24 protein-coding genes and 1 pseudogene are annotated in these 19,901 nt (G+C 61.5%); 21 read left to right on the forward strand and 4 right to left on the reverse strand.

Going from position 1 to position 19,901, the window contains the following annotated elements:
• Positions 1-204 precede the first annotated feature (204 nt).
• Positions 205-1,065 carry a hypothetical protein gene (locus ACRANW_RS15235; protein WP_479434116.1) on the reverse strand — a complete coding sequence of 287 codons (861 nt, stop codon included), beginning with the start codon at positions 1,063-1,065 and terminating at the stop codon, positions 205-207.
• Positions 1,065-3,692, reverse strand: a complete 2,628-nt coding sequence (locus tag ACRANW_RS15240) for a TonB-dependent receptor (protein WP_479434117.1) — start codon at positions 3,690-3,692, stop codon at positions 1,065-1,067. Before ACRANW_RS15240 ends, ACRANW_RS15235 begins: the two co-directional genes overlap by 1 nt.
• 580 nt (positions 3,693-4,272) lie before the next feature.
• On the opposite strand from ACRANW_RS15240, the gene ACRANW_RS15245 reads away from it, so the two are divergent.
• The 9 genes and pseudogenes from ACRANW_RS15245 to ACRANW_RS15285 all read left to right on the forward strand — a co-directional run bounded on the left by ACRANW_RS15245 (position 4,273) and on the right by ACRANW_RS15285 (position 10,438).
• The gene (locus ACRANW_RS15245; protein WP_479434118.1) at positions 4,273-6,390 is read left to right on the forward strand and encodes a ParB/RepB/Spo0J family partition protein; all 2,118 of its coding nucleotides are present in this window, start codon (positions 4,273-4,275) and stop codon (positions 6,388-6,390) included.
• Between the two features lie 83 nt (positions 6,391-6,473).
• Positions 6,474-7,422: pseudogene (locus ACRANW_RS15250) on the forward strand (ArdC family protein).
• Positions 7,391-7,783 carry a hypothetical protein gene (locus tag ACRANW_RS15255; protein ID WP_479434119.1) on the forward strand — a complete coding sequence of 131 codons (393 nt, stop codon included), beginning with the start codon at positions 7,391-7,393 and terminating at the stop codon, positions 7,781-7,783. The pseudogene ACRANW_RS15250 and the gene ACRANW_RS15255 overlap by 32 nt, the downstream one beginning before the upstream one ends.
• Positions 7,784-7,830: 47 nt before the next feature.
• On the forward strand, positions 7,831-8,472 hold the full coding sequence (locus tag ACRANW_RS15260) for a hypothetical protein (protein ID WP_058456858.1): 642 nt from the start codon (positions 7,831-7,833) through the stop codon (positions 8,470-8,472).
• 12 nt (positions 8,473-8,484) lie between these two features.
• Positions 8,485-9,108: a DUF6927 domain-containing protein gene (locus tag ACRANW_RS15265; RefSeq protein WP_479434120.1), complete on the forward strand. Its 624-nt coding sequence runs from the start codon at positions 8,485-8,487 to the stop codon at positions 9,106-9,108.
• A gap of 16 nt (positions 9,109-9,124) precedes the next feature.
• On the forward strand, positions 9,125-9,325 hold the full coding sequence (locus ACRANW_RS15270; RefSeq protein ID WP_479434121.1) for a hypothetical protein: 201 nt from the start codon (positions 9,125-9,127) through the stop codon (positions 9,323-9,325).
• A 95-nt stretch (positions 9,326-9,420) separates the two neighbouring features.
• The gene (locus tag ACRANW_RS15275; RefSeq protein ID WP_479434122.1) at positions 9,421-9,675 is read left to right on the forward strand and encodes a type II toxin-antitoxin system Phd/YefM family antitoxin; all 255 of its coding nucleotides are present in this window, start codon (positions 9,421-9,423) and stop codon (positions 9,673-9,675) included.
• Positions 9,672-9,938 (forward strand): Txe/YoeB family addiction module toxin, encoded by a 267-nt coding sequence (locus ACRANW_RS15280; RefSeq protein WP_479434123.1) that lies wholly within the window; start codon positions 9,672-9,674, stop codon positions 9,936-9,938. Before ACRANW_RS15275 ends, ACRANW_RS15280 begins: the two co-directional genes overlap by 4 nt.
• Before the next feature lie 149 nt (positions 9,939-10,087).
• A complete protein-coding gene (locus ACRANW_RS15285) occupies positions 10,088-10,438 on the forward strand; it encodes a hypothetical protein (RefSeq protein WP_479434124.1) in 351 nt (116 codons plus the stop codon).
• Between the two features lie 27 nt (positions 10,439-10,465).
• On the opposite strand, the gene ACRANW_RS15290 is transcribed toward ACRANW_RS15285, so the two are convergent.
• The gene (locus ACRANW_RS15290) at positions 10,466-10,963 is read right to left on the reverse strand and encodes a hypothetical protein (RefSeq protein WP_479434125.1); all 498 of its coding nucleotides are present in this window, start codon (positions 10,961-10,963) and stop codon (positions 10,466-10,468) included.
• A 140-nt stretch (positions 10,964-11,103) separates the two neighbouring features.
• Between ACRANW_RS15290 and ACRANW_RS15295 the strand changes: the two genes are divergently transcribed.
• From ACRANW_RS15295 to ACRANW_RS15345, 11 genes are all read left to right on the forward strand, one after another.
• Positions 11,104-11,352: a type II toxin-antitoxin system VapB family antitoxin gene (locus ACRANW_RS15295; protein WP_479434159.1), complete on the forward strand. Its 249-nt coding sequence runs from the start codon at positions 11,104-11,106 to the stop codon at positions 11,350-11,352.
• Positions 11,349-11,735: a type II toxin-antitoxin system VapC family toxin gene (locus ACRANW_RS15300; RefSeq protein ID WP_479434126.1), complete on the forward strand. Its 387-nt coding sequence runs from the start codon at positions 11,349-11,351 to the stop codon at positions 11,733-11,735. Before ACRANW_RS15295 ends, ACRANW_RS15300 begins: the two co-directional genes overlap by 4 nt.
• A 60-nt stretch (positions 11,736-11,795) precedes the next feature.
• Positions 11,796-13,082 carry a hypothetical protein gene (locus ACRANW_RS15305; RefSeq protein ID WP_479434127.1) on the forward strand — a complete coding sequence of 429 codons (1,287 nt, stop codon included), beginning with the start codon at positions 11,796-11,798 and terminating at the stop codon, positions 13,080-13,082.
• A gap of 47 nt (positions 13,083-13,129) precedes the next feature.
• A complete protein-coding gene (locus ACRANW_RS15310; RefSeq protein ID WP_479434128.1) occupies positions 13,130-13,765 on the forward strand; it encodes a DUF7007 domain-containing protein in 636 nt (211 codons plus the stop codon).
• Positions 13,766-13,865: 100 nt separating this feature from the next.
• The gene (locus ACRANW_RS15315; RefSeq protein ID WP_479434129.1) at positions 13,866-14,135 is read left to right on the forward strand and encodes a type II toxin-antitoxin system Phd/YefM family antitoxin; all 270 of its coding nucleotides are present in this window, start codon (positions 13,866-13,868) and stop codon (positions 14,133-14,135) included.
• Positions 14,135-14,587, forward strand: coding sequence for a type II toxin-antitoxin system VapC family toxin (locus ACRANW_RS15320; protein ID WP_479434130.1), 453 nt, complete (start codon positions 14,135-14,137; stop codon positions 14,585-14,587). Before ACRANW_RS15315 ends, ACRANW_RS15320 begins: the two co-directional genes overlap by 1 nt.
• A gap of 196 nt (positions 14,588-14,783) precedes the next feature.
• Positions 14,784-16,478 (forward strand): ATP-binding protein, encoded by a 1,695-nt coding sequence (locus tag ACRANW_RS15325; protein WP_479434131.1) that lies wholly within the window; start codon positions 14,784-14,786, stop codon positions 16,476-16,478.
• On the forward strand, positions 16,471-16,842 hold the full coding sequence (locus ACRANW_RS15330) for a DUF3768 domain-containing protein (RefSeq protein WP_479434132.1): 372 nt from the start codon (positions 16,471-16,473) through the stop codon (positions 16,840-16,842). Before ACRANW_RS15325 ends, ACRANW_RS15330 begins: the two co-directional genes overlap by 8 nt.
• Positions 16,843-16,931: 89 nt before the next feature.
• On the forward strand, positions 16,932-17,282 hold the full coding sequence (locus ACRANW_RS15335) for a hypothetical protein (RefSeq protein WP_479434133.1): 351 nt from the start codon (positions 16,932-16,934) through the stop codon (positions 17,280-17,282).
• A 72-nt stretch (positions 17,283-17,354) separates the two neighbouring features.
• Positions 17,355-17,711: a hypothetical protein gene (locus ACRANW_RS15340; protein ID WP_479434134.1), complete on the forward strand. Its 357-nt coding sequence runs from the start codon at positions 17,355-17,357 to the stop codon at positions 17,709-17,711.
• 9 nt (positions 17,712-17,720) lie between these two features.
• Positions 17,721-18,011, forward strand: a complete 291-nt coding sequence (locus ACRANW_RS15345; RefSeq protein WP_479434135.1) for an RES family NAD+ phosphorylase — start codon at positions 17,721-17,723, stop codon at positions 18,009-18,011.
• Between the two features lie 96 nt (positions 18,012-18,107).
• On the opposite strand, the gene ACRANW_RS15350 is transcribed toward ACRANW_RS15345, so the two are convergent.
• Positions 18,108-19,474 (reverse strand): IS3 family transposase gene (locus ACRANW_RS15350; RefSeq protein WP_479431339.1). Its coding sequence is split into 2 segments (ribosomal slippage): positions 18,108-19,121 and positions 19,124-19,474, totalling 1,365 coding nucleotides; the frame shifts between segments, so codons are not numbered across the junction.
• Between ACRANW_RS15350 and ACRANW_RS15355 the strand changes: the two genes are divergently transcribed.
• A complete protein-coding gene (locus ACRANW_RS15355) occupies positions 19,393-19,755 on the forward strand; it encodes an RES family NAD+ phosphorylase (RefSeq protein ID WP_479434136.1) in 363 nt (120 codons plus the stop codon). The two genes, ACRANW_RS15350 and ACRANW_RS15355, sit on opposite strands and share 82 nt — an antisense overlap.
• Positions 19,756-19,901 lie beyond the last annotated feature (146 nt).

A 19,901-nucleotide genomic window follows, 5' to 3' on the forward strand; every position in this document is an offset into this window, starting at 1 on the left:
GGTTTTGGCGAGGAACTAGCTGAAGCTGCTGGGCAGGTTTCGGGCCTGCGCTCTGAACCCGCTCATAACCGATTCTGAAAGCGGTCCTGCGGCTTTGCCCCCGTTCTGAAAAATTCCTGCCATTCAGCAACCGACCCCTTTGCTGTCATTGCTCGGCTTGCTGGAGGCCAAAAAGCTCAAGTTGGTGTGATATAAACTGATCAGCTAGTTGGTAGCGGGTGCTTCGAGGGAGGACGCCATATCCGGCACATCGACGATCACAACCTCACTAGCCTGGCGCCTGATCGCATAGATCGTGCGCCCGGCGGCCCGGTCCCAGGCCCAAGCCTGACCTTCGAACGGGACCGGAATGGTCGCGACGTGCTCCAGCATCGGGCCTTGGCGCGGAATGCGCATGACATACAAATCCGGCGCGTCGTGCCCGGTCAGATAAAGCAGTCCGTCAGGTCCGAAGCTTCCGCCCGAGATGCTGTGCGGAGCCAGGCGGGTGAGCACGCTGTCGGGCAAGGCATAACCGCCCACCTCGGCCCAGTCGTCGCTGAAGAGCACGACCTTCGTGTCGCGATGCGTGCGGCCAAGGTGGCTGCGCGGCGCATCGTAATTCGCAAAGATCGCCCACCATTGCCCCTCGCGGCGCTCGACGACGGTCAGCGAGCCGTTGCGCACCCCGAGCGGGATCGAGCGCAGGTGCCGCATCGTCGACGTGTCGAAAATCTCGACAGAGCTCGCCATCGGAGTCTCGGGGAAGTTGCTGTTGGCACAGACCAGCTCGCTGCCTTCTACGACGCAGCTGTTGAGGTGGCGGATGGCGACGCGATCACCCGCCCATTCTGCCACCTTGGTGCCGTCTGCCTTGCGATACTTGCCGATCCGGCTGTTGACGACCGCGTAGAAATGCTCGGCGTCCACCGCGACGCCCTGGCGCGCTTCGGGGGCAGGCCAGCTTTTTACCGCCTGCGCGGGGGCAAGCTCCGGGACCACGGGCGGTGCGGCAGGGGCCTGCGCCGTCGCTGACCCGCCGCCCAGTGCTACCATCGAAAGCAGCGCGAGGCATGCGCGCCGCATCACATCACCACCGATGCGCCGATGCTGAAGGAGCGCCCGAACTGGGCCGATTCCTGCAGCAGGTTGCGATTAGGACCGGTCAGCTCGATGCGGCGGCTGTCGGTGAGGTTCTCGCCCTCGACGAAGATGTCGATATTCGGGGTCACCCGGACGCGGATCTGCGCGTCCATCGTGCCCCGCCACTTCCAGAACTGATCCGCGCCGGGGATCGTCTGATTGATCGTCTCGAGGAAATTGCCGGTGTAGTTGTATGCGAGCCGCGCCTCGACCGGACCGTTGACGTAGAAGGCGGTCGCATTCCAAACCCAGCTCGGCTGGAAAAAGAAGCCGAGGCTACGCGGACCCGCGGTGGTCAGCACATCGAGATCGCTGTCGAGATAGGTCGCGTTGAGGTTCACCCCCAACCCGTCGAACGGCTTGGGCAGGAAGGTCAGCGACTGCTGGATCGCCGCCTCGATTCCGAACAGCGTTGCCGACTGGGCATTGTTCGGCTGCGACACTTCGACCTGTTCGGCCCCGCGACCAAGCCCAAGGTCGATGGTTTCGATCGAAGTGACGCTGAAGATCTCGTCCTTGATGTCCTTGTAGAACACGCCGATCGAGATGAGGCCGTCGTCGTTCGTGTAATACTCGGCCGAGAAGTCGAGGCCCATCGACTTGCGAGGCTGAAGATCGGGATTTCCGCGCGATAGTGTCGGCAGGTTGCCGGCCACGATATTGAGCGTCTCGCGTGCGGTGACATCGCCGAAATTGGCGCGGCCGATGGTGTTGGTCCAGGCGGCGCGCAGCACCAGATTCTCCGAGGCGTTCCACCGCAGATGAAGGCTCGGCAGGACATCGTCAAAGCCGCCGTCGACGTTCGACGGGGTGGTGACGTTACCCGCGACCCGCACCGAGGTCGAACTGACGTCGGTACGTTCGTAGCGCACCCCGCCGAGCACCTCGACTTCGCCGAGCCTCGCCTTCGCCTGGATGAAGCCGCCATAGACGTCCTCGGTGATGGTGAAGTCGCCGTTGACGTTGTTGGTCGCGGCGTTGAAGGCGCTGCGGTTGCGATTGAAGAAGTCGACCGCGGCGACAGGATCGATGGCAAGGTCGAAGGTCTTGCCGCCGACCACATCGAGCGGCTTGCGCAGGAACGCATTGGCGAGCGTATAGGTCACGCCCGACCCGGCCGCGAGGGTGAAGGTGGTCTGGTCCTGGTTGCGCACGTGATCGGTACGACGCAAGATGCCACCCGCTTTCAGCTCGACTTCAGTATCACCGATCGCCCAGTCGTAAGTGAAGTTGAGCCGCCCCTCATAGATATCCTGATTGGTGGTGTTGAGCGACTCGGTGCGGCTCAGGAAGGGGTGCAACGCCGGGTTGGCGAGGCTCGCCGGCGTCCTCGGGGTGAACTCGAAAAAAAAGTCCGACGTATCGTAGTCGAAGGCAAAGGCCGCGCTGCTCGGCGAGCGGAAGGTTTCGCCGCGGCCGATTTCCTGACCCTTGGCGCCCGAGTAGATCGCGTCGAGATCGACGCGCAGTTGGTCGCTGGCCTCGAACCGGGCGTTGTACTGGACGTTCCAGATTTCCTGGCTGTTGATCGGCAGGTTGAGGTTGATCACGTTGCGCGCACTGGCGAAGGTGCCGGTGGTTTCGGTCTGGTTGGTGACGTTGCCGACCTGCTCCAGGCGGTTTTCGTCGCGCGTTTCGTTATCCTTGAAGCGGTTATAGGTGCCGAACAAGCGCATGTAGAGCTGCGGGCTGGCTTCCCATTCCAGCGTCAATGCTCCGCCGATCCGTTCGCGCACGTTGTTGTAGAGGAACAGGCGCTCTTGCACCGGCACCGGGATGCCGTTGCCGGTCGCGCTGCCGAGATTGACCGGCGCGCCGGCGGCGGTGTATTCGCGGAACGACGGGGTGGCGTTCTCGAACTGGGTGATGTCGTAGTTGCGCACGGAGTAGTTGACCTGCCCAACCACGCCGAACTGACCGTCAGGGCCGAAACGCGTGCCGGCCTGGGCATTGGCGCGCCAGCTGATCCGCTCGTCGGACACGTCCTTCGACTGCTCGATGCCGGTGTAAGCCGCCGTGGCGTTGAGGAAGGGACCGTCGCCGTCAAAGGCGCTGCGGGTGACGATGTTGATGATCCCGCCGATGGCATTGGGATCCAACTCCGGCGTCACGGTCTTGAACACCTCCAGGCGCTGTGCGAAATTGGCGGGAACGGTGTCGAGCGGCACGGTGCGCGAACCGCCATTGTCGCCGGTCGCGACGATTGCGCCGTTGATCTGAGTGCGGTTGTAGGTCGGCGGCAATCCACGAATCGAGGGAAAGCGCGGCTCGTTCTGGTCATTCTGCACCGAGATGCCCGGTATTCGGCGCAGGGCTGCGGCGGTGTTCTGATCGGGAAGACGACCAATATCGTCCGAGACAATCAGGTCGGACACGATAAAGGCTTCGCGCTTGGCGCGCACCGCCTCGACCTCGCCCTTGCGGAAGCCTGTGACGACAATGTCTTCGCCATCGTTTGAAGCGGCTGCTTGATCGTCTCCTTGCGTGCCCGGTCGGCTCTGGGCGACCTGCGCCGATACGGGCTCAAAAGCGAGCACGGACACTCCGAACAACCAGACATATTTCAGCATCGAATCACCCCCCGAATTCCCGCCGGCGGCGGCCTCGGGGTTGCGGGCTAGTGAGGCGTTGTGTCGCAGTAATTACCGGTCAGCGACGCTTCGAAGACATCGGAAGCTTTCTCGGAACCGTGGGACATGTGCGTCGGAAATAGGTCGTTGCTCATAATGCGCGAGACCAGCTCTGATCGCTAGAATGGTTCGGCCGCCCAAACTGTAGAGGCAGAAAACCACCCACAAACGGCCATGAGCGGACGCGATGCCCGATCCCGAAAGCGGCATGTCGGCTACGGCGGAAAAAGGCGATCAATTTGAGGGTTGGAAGCGGCGGGGTCTGAGTCGGCAGCCTACACAGGTCTGCTTGGCCACGAATGGTGTCGAACCAAAAATCGCTAACCCCTACGGCCTCCAACCGCTGCGGCATTTTGCCCTCCAATGAACCGCGCGGTCGATCTCTGCAGCATGGCGCGCTGTGTATGCGCAGGGGGCGACGACGACCAACCCTGAGGTCTGCGTGAAACGCAGATCAGAAGGGGAGGGGGAGGGGATGTGTGCCCGGGTGATTGCCGGGTGCACATCAGGAGTGACGACGATGCTTATTCCCTTTTCCCGGCTCTATCTGAGCGATGCCAATGTGCGCAAAACGCGCAGCGAAGAAGACGATATCCAGCTTTCCGCCGACATCGAAGCGCGCGGCCTTTTGCAGAACCTGCTGGTCACCAAGAGCAAGAAACGCGGCAAGTTTGCCGTGATCGCCGGTGGCCGCCGGTTGCGGGCCATCGAAATGATCGTCACGCGCGGTTCGTGGGCCCCCGATACCGAGGTCGAATGCAAGCTGCTGGAGGGCAGCGAAGAGGAAGCTGGCGAGGCATCGCTGGCTGAGAACTTCCAGCGCGTCGGGATGTCACCGGCTGAGGAATGCCGCGCCTTCCAGCACTTCATCAAGGAGGGTAGCGATGTTGCCGCAGTCGCCAAGCGCTTCGGCCTTACCCAGCGCTTCGTGGAAGGCCGTCTGCGGCTAGCGAACCTCGCCGAGCCGATCTTCGAAGCACTTGCCAAAGGCGATGTCACCCTCGAGATCGCCAAGGCCTACGCCGCGACCGACCAGCACGAGGTGCAACTGCGGGTCTTTGAGCAGATGCGCTACGCCTACAACCCAAGCGCCGATGCCATCCGGCGTATGGTGGCGAGCGGTTCCATGCGCGGCAATGACCCAATCGCGCTGCTGATCGGCGAAGATGCCTATGTGGCAGCCGGCGGCAAGATCGAACGCGACCTCTTCAGTGAAGCCGCAGATGATCGCTGGATCGATATCGAAATCGCCCACAGGCTTGCGGCCGAAAAGATGGAAGCCGAAGCCCAGCGCATTGCTGCTGAAACGGGCCTTGCCTGGATCAGCCCGGTGGCGTCGACCAATTCATGGCAGGCGCGCAGTGAAATGGGCGTTAACGCAGTTCGGCTTCCGCCCGCGCCGCTGTCCGAAGAAGCACGAGCCCGAATTGACGCGATCGATACGCGCATGGACGAAATCAGCGCAATCATCGACGAAGGCGATGACGGGGGTGATGAAGGCAGCGCTGAAGGCGGCGAGGCCGACTTCGGTCAGCTCGAAGCCGAGTACGAGGATCTCGATGCTGAGCGCAGCGAACTCAATAACCCTGTGCGCGAACTGCCCGAAGAATGGCGCAGTGAGGCCGGACGGTTCCTGGTTCTCACTACCCGCGGCGAAATGGTGCTCGAGGCCGATTACTACAGCGAAAAGCGCCTGTCGTTCGAGACCGATGAAAATGGCAAGGTGACAGCGACGGCCGAAGAGCCGGTGTCAGGTTCGGCCAAGCGCGGCAGCTCTGCACCCTCCAGGCCTGAGGCCGTTGCGCCGGGCACGGAAAAGCCGATCAGCGCCCGCCTGTTCGACGAGCTTTCCGTGCAGCGCCGCAATATCCTGTCGGCATCGCTGCTCACCGATGCGGGGCTCGCGCTCGACTTTGCCATCTTCGCGCTGGCTGACAGTCGCAGCTATGAAAGCCGGGGAACCTCGATCAAGGGGGGGCGCCCCAGCGATCCTGTGACCGGAGAACTTTCGCAGTCCACAGCCGAAGGGATTCTCGCCGAGGCCGAAAGCGCGCTCGACAAGGTATGGCAGGAACATGAATGTGCTGCCCAGCGCTTCATAGCTTTCCGCGAACTTGCCGATGAGGCCAAGGCCGCATGGCTGGCCTATGCGGTGGCGATCTCGCTCGAAGCGAAGAAAGGCTATGGGTCGGAATACCATCCGATCCATGCTGTCATCGGCGCCATGCTCGACATCGACGTTGCAGCGATGTGGCGCCCGACGGCCGAGAACTTCTTCGACCGGGTGAGCAAGACCTCGTGCCTTGCCGCACTGACCGAAATCGGCGGCAGCGATCTTGCGGCGCGTTATGCCGCATCGAAGAAAGCCGACCTTGCCAAGACCTGCGAGACGATCTTTGCCGGCAAGGCAATCGTTGAACAGGACGTCAAGGAAGCAGCGCTGGCCTGGCTTCCCGAAGGCATGAAGTTCACGATTGGTGCCAATCCCGCTGATCCGGTGATCCCGGAAGCGGACGGAAGCGACCCTATCGCCGACGTCTGCGATGGCGACGACGGGGAAGCAGACAGCGAAGCCGACGAGCTCATCGATGACCATCAACCTGAAGTCGCCCGTGAAGAAGCGGCGGTGGACGCCTGAGGCGGTCAATCACCCCTCCTGATGACCTGGCCCGGCCACTCGCCTGAGTGAGCCGGGCCTCTTTTTTGTTGAGGAGCAGGCCCATGCGCCAACGACCCAAGCGCGACGTCGCGCAAGAAATCACCAATCTGATCATCGCTACAATCGAGGCCGGAACGTTGCCCTGGCGCCGTCCTTGGAAGAAGACGGGCATGGGCGGAGCGCCGCTGCGCGCTGCAGGCATCCCCTACACAGGGATCAACCGCCTCTATCTCTGGGCGGTCGCCGACCATTATGGCTATGGCTCGCGCTACTGGATGAAATGGCGGCAAGCCATCGAGCTTGGCGGACAAGTCCGCAAGGGCGAGACCGCCGAGCCGAGCATCTACTTCAACAGCACGAAGAAGACTGCGGTCGACCAGGTAACGGGCGAGGAATCGTCGAAAACAATCCGCTTCATGCGCGCCTACAGCGTGTTCAACGCATCGCAGATTGACGGGCTGCCGCCGCATTTCTATCCGAGCCTGGTGCCCGAAGCGCCGCCGACGCCTTCGCAGAAGGCCGCCGCCATCGAGCGCTTCTTTGGCCCGATCCCGGCTGACATACGCCTCGGCGGAGACCGTGCGTTCTACTCGCCGGGCGCTGATTTTATTCAGCTTCCGCACCCCAATGTCTTCAACACCGAAGATGGCTTCGTGGCCACGAAAGCGCACGAGCTCGGGCATTGGTCGGGCCATGCCGCGCGGCTCGCCCGCGAGTTTGGCAAGCGTTTCGGCGATAAGGCATACTCTTTCGAGGAGCTGGTGGCCGAGCAGGTGAGTGCGCATCTGCTATGAATTGGGCCTTCCTGCAGACCTCCACGAAAGCCATGCCAGCTACGTCTCGCACTGGCTGGAGATCCTCAAGGCAGACAAGACGGCGATCATCACCGCGGCGGCGAAGGCCGATCAGGCGTTCAACCATCTTGCGGCCTATTCGGGCTACGAGAGCGAAGCTGCAGAACAAGAGGGGGAGGAAGCCGATGAGACGGCGCCAGTTCCGGCTTATGCTTGAGCCGGCACCAGAGGAGGCGGTGCGGCTTGCGCAGCTTCAGCGTTACGCGCGCGAGGTTGCAGGCGGGGGGAGGGCGACCATCGGCGGTGTGCTTGACGAGTATATCGCTGGCCTGTTCCCCCAAAGGGATCCGCGCCAGGTGCTGGACGGTCTTCTCGGCAAGGGCGATGCCGGTTGGTCGCTCGCGACCGCCCCGGGTCAAGGCCGAACGCTCGTCATTCAGACAACCAAGGCTGGCGTCGCCGTCTCGGCAGTTGCGCGAATCCTCGAACAGATTGCGCCAGGCGCGCTCCTGCGACCGATGATCTACGAGCCGTTGCCGCTGCAGAACCCGAGCGAACATCGTCGCAGCCTGCATTGAGGGAAGGGGGATGGGGCCATTGCATCTTGCAATGGAAAGGAAGCCTCATGTCCTGCGACATCGATTACCGTTACCGCCGCGCGCTCCAGCCTGATGGACTGACAACCTTCGAGAATGCGCTGCGGGCATTGAACGAGGCCGTGGATGATGTTCGCCTTGCAGGCCGGCAGGCTGCAACCTGTCCAGCCGTGCTGCTGCTGACGCGCCACCTCCAGCGCATTGCCGACGGAAGGCCGACCGAATGTGAGGCAGATGACCAGGCTCTGCGGTCCCAATGCATTGAACGCCTTGCCGAGCTCAAGCACAGACCGGCGATCATCGCGCTGGTCAAACGCGGGCTCGACTATCGCCCCGAAGAACTGCGCCACTATCGGCGCGAGGGCACGCGGGCGCTGCGCCAGATCGCAGCAGGGATCGGGCTCGAGCACGCCGATTATCGCATCAGCTATTACACCTCGCAGGAACAGCTCGCGGGCGAGCATGTCCTCGAAGCGGAAGGTATCTATGTCCGGATCAGCCCGGAAAGGTTCGGCGAGCCGGGTCTTGCCTGGCGCAACCCGTTCTGGAAACCGCCCGGCGCGGTGATGCGCAAAGCGCCGATTACTGCCCTTGCAGACATTCCCGCGCTCACGGCGCGGATCGCGCGCGAATTGAAGATTGCACCTCCGGCGCAGCCGGGGCTTATCTGAAGGAGAACGCACATGGGCTGGCTTTACATGCACCGAGAAGGAATGGGCGGCTTCGAGACCCCCAAAGCCTATCTCGACAACCAACTCACGTGGGAGCGGCAGACCGAGGAAACCGGCACCTTTGAGGGCTGCCGCGTCATCAGAAGCGTATCCACAACCGGGGCCTATTATGCGGCTGTCGAGCGCTACGGACCCGGCAATCAAAGCCATTACGTTACCGCAGTGATCTGTCTGGTTCGCTGGAACCCCAAGGCCGCAGACGGCCTCCTGTTTGGCTACAAGGACATGGATGAAAATTCAGGACCGGTGGAGGCCGGGTGTCCCCGGAGTATCCTCGAGGAGTTGGGGCCAACCCGTCACCCTTATGCCCTCGACTGGCGCAACCGGTGCTACCGCCAGCTCCGGCTCAAGGAACGCAAGATCGCCGATGGCGACCTGATCCGCCTACCTGAACCCATGACGTTCACCGACGGCAGCGAACACGCTGAATTCAGGGTGACAAAGCGGGGCGCGAAAATTGAACTCAGCACGCCCGATGGCCGAGGCCGGTTCCGCATCAGCAGATTGATGGAGCGCCGGTTCGAAGTCGTGCCCCCCAAGCGCGCGGTTCGAACGTTCTTTCCGGCAACGCCGTAACGCTCGGGAGGTGATCATGCTGCTTCAGAGCCTCGATCCCAGAAGGGCAATCCTGTGCGGGCGCGCCAATGCCGAGCGCGTCGCCATTCGGATGACCGCAAATTCCGGGCAGAGCCATGCCGTGGTGAGGACGGACAGCAAGCTTCAGCCCTTCTGCGTTTTGCCTGCAGAAGAGGGCAGGCGCGGTGTGATGGAGCTGCAGGTTGTCGTCCTGTAGGCTGCCCCGGAAGAATGGGGCTCTTGCCCTTCATCACTTGTTCAAGCTTGCAATTGTACCGATACCAGTACAATGTTCCGGGAAAGGATGAAGCTATGGACGTTATCACCTACTCAGAAGCGCGCGCCAATCTGAAAGACATTATGGATCAGGTGGTCAGTGACCGGACGCATGTCGTGGTCACACGCCAGAAAGCCGAGTCGATCGTGATGGTCTCGCTCGAAGATTGGAACGCCATCGAGGAGACGATGTACCTCCTTTCGAACCGCACCAATACCGACCGCCTACAGCAGTCGATCGAGCAACTGGATGGCGAGGGCGGCAATGAGCGCGGGCTGATTGAGCCTTGAAGCTGGTCTTTGCAGACAATGCTTGGGAGGATTATCTTCACTGGCAGCAGGCCGATGACAAGGTGCTCACCCGGATCAACGATCTCATCAAGGAATGCCAGCGAACGCCTTTCAAAGGAACCGGAAAGCCTGAGCCTCTCAAAGGCTCCCTGGCAGGCTGGTGGTCGCGGCGGATCACCAAAGAAAACCGTCTGGTCTATCGCGTCACCGGTAAAGGAAACGAGCAACAGCTGGAGATTGCCCAATGCCGGTTTCACTATTGATGGTAAGCTCGGCTTCGAAATAGTTACCAATGCGGTATCAGGAGCGCCACAGAGCCAACGCTGCGGAAGCCTGTGATTCGATAAGCTAACCCGACTTGGTTGCCACAGGCGTTGAAACAAGTTGCCGCATGTGATGCTGGAGGACTGCAATGGCAATCCAGGATTGTGCAGAAAATGGCGTGGTTGATCCGCGCAAGATTATAGCGCTGCTGCACACGTCGAGCGGCGAGCTTGCCCGGACGCTGGGTCTTGGAAGAGATGCTTTTCTGAACAAGGACCGGATTGCTTCTGATCGCACCCAGCACCGCATCCGACAGATGGTCGAAGTGCTCAGCAAGATCGAGCCGCGGTTCGGCTCAGCCATCGTTGCCTACGCCTGGTATCGCTCCGAGCCGATCCCCGGCTTTGCAGGGCAGACCGCGATGGAACTGGTGCAATCCGGCCGGACGGGGGATGTGCTGGCGTATATCGTCGCGGTCAACGCTGGCGTTCATGCTTAGTCTTCACCCGTCCAGCTGTTCGTTTGCCTATCTCTCGATCATCCCTCCGAGGCCGGGATCGAGATACCACGATGGGCCTTCGGTAAAGTCGGCATTGCGGGCAGGGACAGGGCCATCAGGCTCTGACGAGACGTAAGGGTTGACCATCGGCGCAGGGTGCTGGCCCGAGCGCAGAATGTGTCCCGACATCTTGCATCGTGGCCCAAGGAGCTCGAAGAGCCATTCGAGATCGTCGAGCATCTGGGCAACTCCGCGCCCTGCCAGCGCGTAGTAGAGACAGCGCTGATAGTCATCGCAATGGCAGGACAGGATCTGCGTCAGCCGAGCCTTGGCATTGGGCAGGCCCTGAAAGACGCCCTGCAAGGTCTCATAGAGCTCGCGCGCCGAGTAATAGGCATCGAACGGCTCCACTCCGATCGAGGCATTGGCGAGCATGCGCTTGGTGGGGCGGCAATTGGGATCAAGCGCCGCATCGCGCAGCGTGACATCGAGGTCGAACTTGCCGATATCAAAGACCTTGTTCATTATTCATGAGCTCCCGCAGATGAAGAACATACAATGAACAAAAAATGGGGTCAACACGCTATGCGTTCTGCGTTTGAAAGGTATTGGCCGTGCTCGATCACAATGGTAGAATGGAGCGAGATTTTCTAGAAAGTTATACCATGAGTTTGAACGTCAAGGATCCTGAAGCACATCGTCTCGCAAAGGCTATTGCTGATACAACAGGGCAAAGCCTAACTCGCGTTGTAACAGATGCTTTGCGGGACCGCTTGGCGAAGATTGAACAATCCAAGCGGAAAGCGAGCGTTGATGAGCTGCTGGCAATTGCCGCGCGCTGCGCCATTCAAATCAAACAGCCTTATGCCGACCATGGGCGGGTTCTTTATGGCGAGGATGGCCTGCCACAATGATCCTCGATACCTCAGCGCTGGTTGCCATCCTTTATGGCGAAGAGGAAGGGCCGGCTTTTGCACAGCTAATCCATGATACGGCGGACTGCCGCTTAAGCGTCGCTAATTATCTCGAACTGACGATGGTGATCGAAAAGCAAATCGGGCCGCAAGGCACCCGTCAGACCGAGTTGTTTCTCGAACGTGCTGCCATCACCATTGAACCAGTTACACAAGAACAGGGAGAGCTCGCGCGCCAAGCTTTCTTTGACTTCGGCAAAGGGCGGCACAAGGCCAGCCTGAATTTTGGCGATTGCTTCGCCTATGCTCTGGCACGGGCACGTGATGAGCCGCTTCTCTTCAAGGGCAATGACTTTGTCCTGACGGACGTGAAAGCAGCGTAGGTCCGTGCAGCCTGGGGTTTCGTCTGCTGCACGACTATCACGGGCCAACCGGATGCCCGTATGTGGCTGGTAGATAAGGACACCACAGGAAAGATCGGCAGGGTCGCCATCAGCGGAGAGCTGAAGGCTGCGCTGGTGCGGTGGTATACAGGCCGTGGCAGCGAGGCCGACCACCGTGCTTGCGTCTCGCTGGTCTCCACCGCGCGCGAGAACCACAAGTGGATCGCCTGCGACTGCCTTGGGGCAGAGCGTCCGCCGCCGCTGATGAGCGCGGCCTATCTCAGTTTTCAGGAAACCTATTACCTCCGGCGCCTTACCTCGCGGCCAAGCCACGATACAGGCTGCCCGTTTCATCTGCCGCAGGCACCGCCGCGGATCCGCGAGACCGTGAAGGATTCGCTCTATGCCATAGCCCTTCCAAAAGGCCTGTTCAGCGCGCACCAGAAGGCACCGGAGAAGCTTGCACAGAGGCCAGAGGACATAGAACCTGACGACCGCTCACGCGGCGTAGCCATTCCGCGCCTTGGCAAGCTGCTTTGGTTTCTGCTCGAGCGCGCAGGTGCAAACGTCCTGCGCGAATTGCCGCCCAGTGGCCGGCGCGAAGGCTCCATCAGCGCTGAAATGCGGCACCTCAAGCGCGCAGCCGAGGGCCTCGAGATCGCGCCGGGCATTCGGCTGTCGGATCACCTCTACACCAACGCCATCGATTACGAGAAACGGCGTGTCCATGCCCGGTTGCGGGCTGCCGCTGAGACCTGGCCGCCCGAGTTTGCGCCGCAGGCCTTCCTGCTTCTCGAAGCAAGCGAGGTCACATCGAGCGAGGTCGTGACGGGACTCGGCACCGTCGAAATCCGCAACCGCATCCAGCACACCGGGATCATCCGGGCCGAGGTCGAGCCACCGTTTCTCGTGCTTGCTGTCGTCGGCGAGCACAGCCGCCGCGAAGGATACCTGGCGCTGCGCGCCTATGCCCAGCCTGTCTTCAGCGGAAACCAGTTCGTGCCCGCCGAGCGCGACCACGATCGCGATGTGCTGCGCGCGCTCCAACAGGCCCAGTATGAACTGCGCCGTCTCGGCGTCAGGATGGCGGTCAAGAAAGTCCTCTTTGACATCACGCTGGCTGCGGGCCCGGCGAGGCCGGATTTCCTGGTGGCGCTGCTCGATGAGCATAGCGGAGAGGAATGCAAGTTCGCGCTCCAGATCCTGCAGTCAGATGATGCCGACTATCTTGAACTGCGCAGCATTGAACGCGAGCGTCTCGCTGAGGCCGGGCTTGTCGTATCCCTGCCAGTCGGCAGCGTGACGCCTGAGACAATCATCAGCGAAGCCCGCCGCATTCTCGAGTGAAGGGGAGGGGGAGGATTTGAGCGAACCTGAAGAAGGAGAGTTCGCTCATGACATGCTTTGCTCCGTCGCCGCGCCCATCGACATCGATCTGGGGTACCGTCCAGCAGGCCGATCAGCTGGCCCCCGGCATATGGTCGGTGATGACTGCCAGCCACGGCGGCATCATTCTATCCGATCAGAGGCAGGCCGCCATGCCGCCGGCGCTGCAAATCGAGGGCGGGTCCTACGAGGAAGATTGCGACTGGGCGCTCCCGATCCTTGCCTTCACCAGCGAGCTTGAAGGGCAGGGTTCCTGCTCCGCAGGCTTCCTGCAGCTTGCCCGCGATACTGCCCGATGCTGGCACCCGGATCGCTTCAGCGCCTTTACCGGCGAGGCCGTCCCGGACAATGCCTCCCCGATCTTGCGCACGCGCAAGGCATACATGGCTGTGATCGGCGAATTCTGCGTCACCAGCGCCTGGGGCGATTGGGCCGAATGGGTGCCGGAAGGCAAGGTTGGCGTGGTTGCCCGGCAAGTCGAGCGCGTCGATCACCTTGGCCGGCCAACCTATGGCGAGGCCGAAATCTGCGCTCTCATCGCCAAAGACCTCTACGCCGCGCGCGGCGAGGTTACGGCGCTGCGCGATACGGCGCACGACATCATCCCGATTCCTGAGGTAATGCGGCCCAAGCGTGTTGGCTGATATCTGCCTCATGGCTGCGCTGCGTTACCGGAGCACTCTGGACTTCAGAATATGGTCACTATATATGACCAGTCATAAGACATGACCATAGGAGTGTCAGATGCGAGCTGAGACCTACGGCGCGGCAGACTTCAAGGCCAACTGCCTAGCCATCCTTGACCGACTGGCACGTCGCGATCTCGATCAGGTGACCATCACCAAACGTGGTCACCCGGTTGCCGTATTAACGCCGCCGCCAAGCATGGCCGAAGCGGTCGAAACGCTGCACGGTTTCATGTCCGGCTCTGTAAGCATCCCCGAAGGATTCGACTTGCTCTCGCCTGTACTCGATGAGCCCTTGGCTGCGAGTGAAGGGCTGTTGCACCGGTGATGGCGAAGAAAAAGCCATCGAAGCTGCCAAGCGCTGTCCTGTTGGACACCTGTGCCGTCATCTGGCTCGCAAACGGCGATGCGCTTGCCCCGGAGGCGCTCGCGGCCATTTCACATGCCGCGCTCGCAGACGGAGTTTTTGTGTCGCCCGCATCGGCTTGGGAGGTCGGATTGTTGAGCCGCGTGCGCGGAGGCAGCGGTCCTGCCCTGTCTTTTCTTCCGGACCCGCAAAGCTGGTTCGCGCGCTTCATGAGCGGCCCCGGCATCAAGGAGGCGCCATTGCTCGCAGAAATTGCGATTGCGTCCTCACATCTGCCCGATCCGCTGCACGGCGATCCTGCCGACAGGTTCGTGATCGCAACAGCACGGCACCACCAAATCCCGATCATCACGCGCGATGGCAAAATCATCGACTATGCTGCCCAGGGCCATGTGACGGTTATTGCTTGCTGAGCCCGGGGCTGCGGGCCCCGCGCATACTTGCCACCAGAATAGGTGCCGCAAGGCCGCAGACAGGGCGCGTCGATAACCGTGGCCGGAAGACGATGGCGAGGCCGAAGCTTGCCCGCCTCTGGCTGAGAGCCAAGCCGCCGATGTGAAGGGAAGGGGGAGGGGAAGGGCGAACCAGTGCGATAAAGGACCCTTTGCCATGAACCCCACAATCATCAGACCCAGCGTCAGCCCCAAGACGATCACAAAGGTAACGCGCCTCTTCAACGGCACCATCGGTGATATTCTGGGAGAACTCCTCCAGAACAGTCGCCGCGCTGGCGCTTCTCGCATCGATATCGCCTGTTGCGCAGATCAGGACGGAGCGCGCCTGACCCTCGTCGACAATGGAACCGGCGTCGCTGATCCCCAGACCATGATTGCGCTGGGAGATTCGGGCTGGAATCAGCACATCCTTGAGGCCGAAGACCCGGCAGGCATGGGTGTATTCAGCCTGGCGGGCAAGGACACACAGATCAGCTCGCGTCATGCCGATGCCGACATGGGATGGTCGGTCCATGTCCCCACGGATGGCTGGACCGGCGCGCAGGACATTGCCGTGCGGCCCCTTGCTCGCCCCGTTGGGACGACCATCACCTTTCTGATGCCCGGAGTGAGCGAGCAGACGACCGAGCGGATTCTGCGCGAGGTCGCGAAGTTCTACCCGCAGCCGGTGTTCTTCAATGGCACGCAAGTGCCGCGCGAGGACTTTCTCGCCAAGGCGATCTATATCGCCGAGTGGAACGGGAGCCAGATCGGTGTGTTCGAGGGGCGCGAATACCACCAGGACCCCACGACGAACTTCCATGGCCTGGTGCTCACCCGCAAGCTTGCCAGTGTCTCGGAGAGCCTCGGCGGCAAGACCTATCATTCCCGGCTCGATATCGGATCCACCCCGGGCCTTGCCCTTGTGCTCCCGGCACGCAAGGAGTTCGTCGAGAACGCCGCCTTTGCGGCGCTGCAGGCAGCGTGCAAGCGCACGATCTATGCCGCGCTGGCGCACAAAGGCCAGCACCGGCTTTCCTTCGAGAACTGGAAGGAAGCGCGCGATCTGGGGGTCGCACTGCCGGAAGCCGACCCCTGCCTGCCCCGCTGGCATGCTGCCATCGCGGAAAGCGACAACGTCAATGTCGAGTATGAGGAGGTCGCTGCAGGGCCGGACACGATCCTTGTCGCGGATCTTGAGCCCGACATCGCACAGGGGCTGGAGCGCGCGCTGCGCGCGCATCCCTTGCGCCCGCACCTCGCCCAGAACCATCCCGCATACGCGGGCTATGGCTGGTATGACGCGCTGCATCAGCTCGGCAACGTCCGCTTCTATGTTGCAGTCGGGGAGCAGGTCCACGTCATCGCCGAGAACGGCAGCTTCCCTCCGCTCGATGACCACGTGCGTGCCGAGACGATCGAACTGAGGTTCTGCATCTTCCACCGCGCCAGCGAAACGCAGCGCGAAGAGAGGATCCCGGCAGATGTCGCCTTCGTCGTAAACGAGGATGGCTGGTACAGCGGCATCGACCAGATCCGCATCGCTTTTGTGCCGGGGCCGGACCTGCCCTCTGATACGCTGGTCGATCTCATCGAGAACGTCTGTTTCTGCGCGAGCGACGACAGCGAGGCCGACTCCTGGGACACCCAGCACGAGCACTTCTTGCGCGATGCCCGCGAACTCGCGGCCCGGGTGCTGCTCGGCGAGGACGAGGCCATTGCGGCGCGCATCCGCGACACGCTCGCCGGCATCCTGTGGGTCATTCCGAAAGATCGGCAGGTGGCCATTACCGTCGCCCCCGGAACCGCGATCGATGTTCAGCTGTCTGCTTGTTGCCTCCTCGATCGTGACGAGACCTCCAATGCATGACACATCCAACCTCGCTTGCGCCCGGCAGCGTACCGAGCGCATCGCGCTGCTCAATGATGCCGCGCGCCAGGGCCGTGACCGCATGGCCCGCATCGTCATGACCTCCGGACTTCTTGCTGCACTCGGCGGCGACACGGTGGCAGACAGCATGATGGCACAGGCTCGGTTGATGGCCGCTCTGCGCCATTGCACCTTCGCGCCGGATTCGCCCGAGCGAGACTTTGCAAGCATGGATGTCGATGGCATCAAGGTGCTGATGAAAATCGATTGTTACGACACTGAACTGGCGTTCGGCTCAGAGGATCCGGCCAATCCTGCGATGACGCGCAGGGTCGTCACGCTGATGCGGCCAGCGGACTACTGATCCCAGCGGACTACTTATCATTGTGAAAGACGAGGATATCGCTGCGTCACCTGGCAGCCGCCCAAACCTGACGGGGAGGTAGAGAGCGCATGAGCAGACACAAAGTACCGCTTCGTGACGGGGTTGCGGCGGCAAGCGCCTATGTTGGCTGGGACCGCCCGCTTCAGACCTATTTTGCGCAGGTTCTGAGCGCCCCTGACGAGGACGGCGAGGAGACCGAAATTGTTTGGGTCGGAACCGCCTTTGGCGAGCTGCCCCGCGCCGTCGAGGCAATCCGCGTGCTGGAGCCGTATTGCCATATCGAGGGCGGGCTTGCCGCGCAGCTCGAGATCGACAGGATGGCCTGCCTCGCCACGCGCGACGGACCCAATCAGCTTGAAGCCAAGGCCTTCATGGCGCGCCTCGAGCAAATACCCAACTCACGCGCTACCGACACATAGAGCTCAGAGCCAGACAATGTTTGACTGGATTTTGTGCAGACAATGCACTATATCGATTCAAGGAGATGTCTCATGATACCACAGGCCCAGAACCGGATCGTAAGCAACAGCGGATCGATTGATCCACGGGCACTGGCCGAACAGCTGCATATTCCGGTCTCCGAACTCGCAGAATTGATCGGCGTGAGCCGGAACACGTTGGCGGCAGAGCCGCTTGGCAAGAAAGGGCGCGAGGCCTTGCTGCCGCTCGTGCGCCTGTTGACGCATGCGACCGAGATTGCAGGCTCGCTTGAACGTGCCGTGGTCTGGTTCAAATATACGCCCATCGTGTCGATGGGCACCAAGACAGCCATCGAGCACGTGAAGGACGGCAACATCGCCTGGGTCCACGGTCACCTCGAGAATGTCTACAACGGCATCTACGCCTGACCGGACCCGGTGGAACCTGCGATCTGTTACCGGGCTCATACGCCGGAATGGGCGTCCATGCCCATCAGCGGTGCCGGAGCCGCAAGGAACGGAGGCAGGTGGAATACACGCGGCCAGCCTGCTCTTTACCTATCGTTCGATCCGCTCACAGCGGTGAAAGAAGCCAATCAGCAAATCCTCGACTTCATACCGGTCACATTGGTGCGCTATCAGGTGTCCGGCGGCATGGTCGCCGATTATGGCGATGCAAGTATGCGGTCAAAACATGACCTGCCAGATGACCTGATGAGCCAACCCTGATGGGGACCGCAATTTGCGGACATGTCCGTCGTCAGAACATTTGGCGCAATGTGCGGCGTAGATTAGCGGAGTGCGGGCCTCGTCTGGGGTTTGGTTTTAGGCGGCGAGCTTGCGGTGTTGCAAGCGCCGATGTTCGATGGTCTGTCGCTTGATCCTTTCGCGCTGTTTGATGATGGCCGGTGCCCTGCCGAAGTAGACGTCGGCGGGCGTCACGTTGCACAGCGCTTCATGGTAGCGCTGGTGGTTGTAGTGCTCGACGAACGTCTCGATCTGGGTCTCAAGGTCGCCGGGCAGGAAGTAGTTTTCCAGCAGGATGCGGTTTTTGAGGGTCTGGTGCCAGCGCTCGATCTTACCCTGGGTCTGCGGATGCATCGGAGCGCCGCGCACATGGCTCATCTTGTTGGCCTCGATGTATTCCGCCAGTTCGCCCGCGATGTAGCTGGGGCCGTTATCGCTGAGCAGTCTGGGCTTGTGCAGCACCGTTGCACTGTCGCATCCTGATGCGGCGAGCGCCATGTCCAGCGTGTCGGTCACATCCTCTGCCCGCATGTTGGTGCACAACTTCCAGGCGATGATGTAGCGCGAGAAGTCGTCGAGGACGGTCGATAGATACATCCAGCCCCACCCGATAATCTTGAAGTAGGTAAAATCGGTTTGCCACATCTCGTTCGGGCGGGTGGTCTTGGTGTGGAACTGATCGGCAGCCTTGATCACGACGTAGGCCGGGCTCGTGATCAGATCATGGGCCTTCAGCAGGCGGTAAACCGTGGCTTCGGACACAAAGTATTGGCGTTCATCGGTAAATCGCACGGCCAGCTCGCGCGGTGACAGCTCGGACTGCTCCAGCGCCATTTCGATGATCTGGTCCTGCACCTCGGGCGCGATGCGGTTCCACACCCGGCTCGGCGCTGACGGTCGATCCGCGAGCGCCTCCAGGCCACCATCGAGGTAGCGGTCATACCAGCGGTAGAACGTCCGACGGGCAATGCCGAGCTTATCCAGCGTCCGCTTGGCGGGCAGGTGCGACTGCTCGACGATCCTGATGATCTCCAGCTTTTCAGAAGCAGGATACCTCATTCGTCGTCGCCCCCATCCGCGATCATGCTTTTTTTAAGCAGGCGGTTCTCGAGCGTCAGGTCAGCTACGCATTCCTTCAAGGCGCGGGCTTCGCGGCGCAGATCCTGCACCTCGCCGGTGGTCGCGGCACGGGCGGTGTCGCCGGCCAACCGGCGCTTGCCGGCTTCCATGAACTCCTTCGACCAAGTGTAATACAGGCTCTGAGCGATGCCTTCCTTGCGGCACAGCTCGGCAATGCTGTCTTCGCCGCGCAGGCCGTCCAGCACGATGCGGATCTTGTCTTCGGCCGAGAAGTGTCGGCGGGTTGCACGCCGGATGTCCTTCACCACTCGCTCAGCAGGGGCCTTCTTGGGAGGGGATTTTTTCAAGGAGGATTGGGTCTTCATCTTCGTTCCTTCGTCACTACGACGAAGCCCCAACCCTCCTTAAATCACAACCTCAAATCTGTGCCATTGGTGCTGACGGGGGACATGCGGACACACTGTCGCCGACCCAGCTGGCCGCCGAGCAACTGATGGCTAAAGGCTTTGACGGACTGATCTACAAGTCGACACAAGCCGCCGGGCACAACCTCGTTCTGTGGCGTTGGAACGAGACCGGAGGTGCCACGGTTAGGACCGAAGACAAGCACGGGCTACTTCCCAAAAACAGAGACTCCTGGCGCTAAGGCGCCACTGGCAAGTTACATTTCCTGGATCCATTGCGCCTCGGCCCTCTGGGGCCGGGCAAGTCTACGCGCGCCTGCGGTGGCTGGCGCACGGGCCGGGCCAAGGGCCCGGAGGAGAGGGGGGATGGGAGAAGGTGTTCCGGACA

It is taken from the genome of Erythrobacter sp. 'gip.4 top 5', assembly GCF_056495765.1.

What these genes read in the sequence shown, in the direction of transcription:
- ACRANW_RS15235 (WP_479434116.1), bottom strand. Translation starts at nt 1,065, where the DNA reads ATGCGGCGCGCATGCCTCGCGCTGCTTTCGATGGTAGCACTGGGCGGC.
- ACRANW_RS15240 (WP_479434117.1), bottom strand. Translation starts at nt 3,692, where the DNA reads ATGCTGAAATATGTCTGGTTGTTCGGAGTGTCCGTGCTCGCTTTTGAG.
- ACRANW_RS15245 (WP_479434118.1), top strand. Translation starts at nt 4,273, where the DNA reads ATGCTTATTCCCTTTTCCCGGCTCTATCTGAGCGATGCCAATGTGCGC.
- ACRANW_RS15255 (WP_479434119.1), top strand. Translation starts at nt 7,391, where the DNA reads ATGAGACGGCGCCAGTTCCGGCTTATGCTTGAGCCGGCACCAGAGGAG.
- ACRANW_RS15260 (WP_058456858.1), top strand. Translation starts at nt 7,831, where the DNA reads ATGTCCTGCGACATCGATTACCGTTACCGCCGCGCGCTCCAGCCTGAT.
- ACRANW_RS15265 (WP_479434120.1), top strand. Translation starts at nt 8,485, where the DNA reads ATGGGCTGGCTTTACATGCACCGAGAAGGAATGGGCGGCTTCGAGACC.
- ACRANW_RS15270 (WP_479434121.1), top strand. Translation starts at nt 9,125, where the DNA reads ATGCTGCTTCAGAGCCTCGATCCCAGAAGGGCAATCCTGTGCGGGCGC.
- ACRANW_RS15275 (WP_479434122.1), top strand. Translation starts at nt 9,421, where the DNA reads ATGGACGTTATCACCTACTCAGAAGCGCGCGCCAATCTGAAAGACATT.
- ACRANW_RS15285 (WP_479434124.1), top strand. Translation starts at nt 10,088, where the DNA reads ATGGCAATCCAGGATTGTGCAGAAAATGGCGTGGTTGATCCGCGCAAG.
- ACRANW_RS15290 (WP_479434125.1), bottom strand. Translation starts at nt 10,963, where the DNA reads ATGAACAAGGTCTTTGATATCGGCAAGTTCGACCTCGATGTCACGCTG.
- ACRANW_RS15295 (WP_479434159.1), top strand. Translation starts at nt 11,104, where the DNA reads ATGAGTTTGAACGTCAAGGATCCTGAAGCACATCGTCTCGCAAAGGCT.
- ACRANW_RS15300 (WP_479434126.1), top strand. Translation starts at nt 11,349, where the DNA reads ATGATCCTCGATACCTCAGCGCTGGTTGCCATCCTTTATGGCGAAGAG.
- ACRANW_RS15305 (WP_479434127.1), top strand. Translation starts at nt 11,796, where the DNA reads ATGTGGCTGGTAGATAAGGACACCACAGGAAAGATCGGCAGGGTCGCC.
- ACRANW_RS15310 (WP_479434128.1), top strand. Translation starts at nt 13,130, where the DNA reads ATGACATGCTTTGCTCCGTCGCCGCGCCCATCGACATCGATCTGGGGT.
- ACRANW_RS15315 (WP_479434129.1), top strand. Translation starts at nt 13,866, where the DNA reads ATGCGAGCTGAGACCTACGGCGCGGCAGACTTCAAGGCCAACTGCCTA.
- ACRANW_RS15320 (WP_479434130.1), top strand. Translation starts at nt 14,135, where the DNA reads ATGGCGAAGAAAAAGCCATCGAAGCTGCCAAGCGCTGTCCTGTTGGAC.
- ACRANW_RS15325 (WP_479434131.1), top strand. Translation starts at nt 14,784, where the DNA reads ATGAACCCCACAATCATCAGACCCAGCGTCAGCCCCAAGACGATCACA.
- ACRANW_RS15330 (WP_479434132.1), top strand. Translation starts at nt 16,471, where the DNA reads ATGCATGACACATCCAACCTCGCTTGCGCCCGGCAGCGTACCGAGCGC.
- ACRANW_RS15335 (WP_479434133.1), top strand. Translation starts at nt 16,932, where the DNA reads ATGAGCAGACACAAAGTACCGCTTCGTGACGGGGTTGCGGCGGCAAGC.
- ACRANW_RS15340 (WP_479434134.1), top strand. Translation starts at nt 17,355, where the DNA reads ATGATACCACAGGCCCAGAACCGGATCGTAAGCAACAGCGGATCGATT.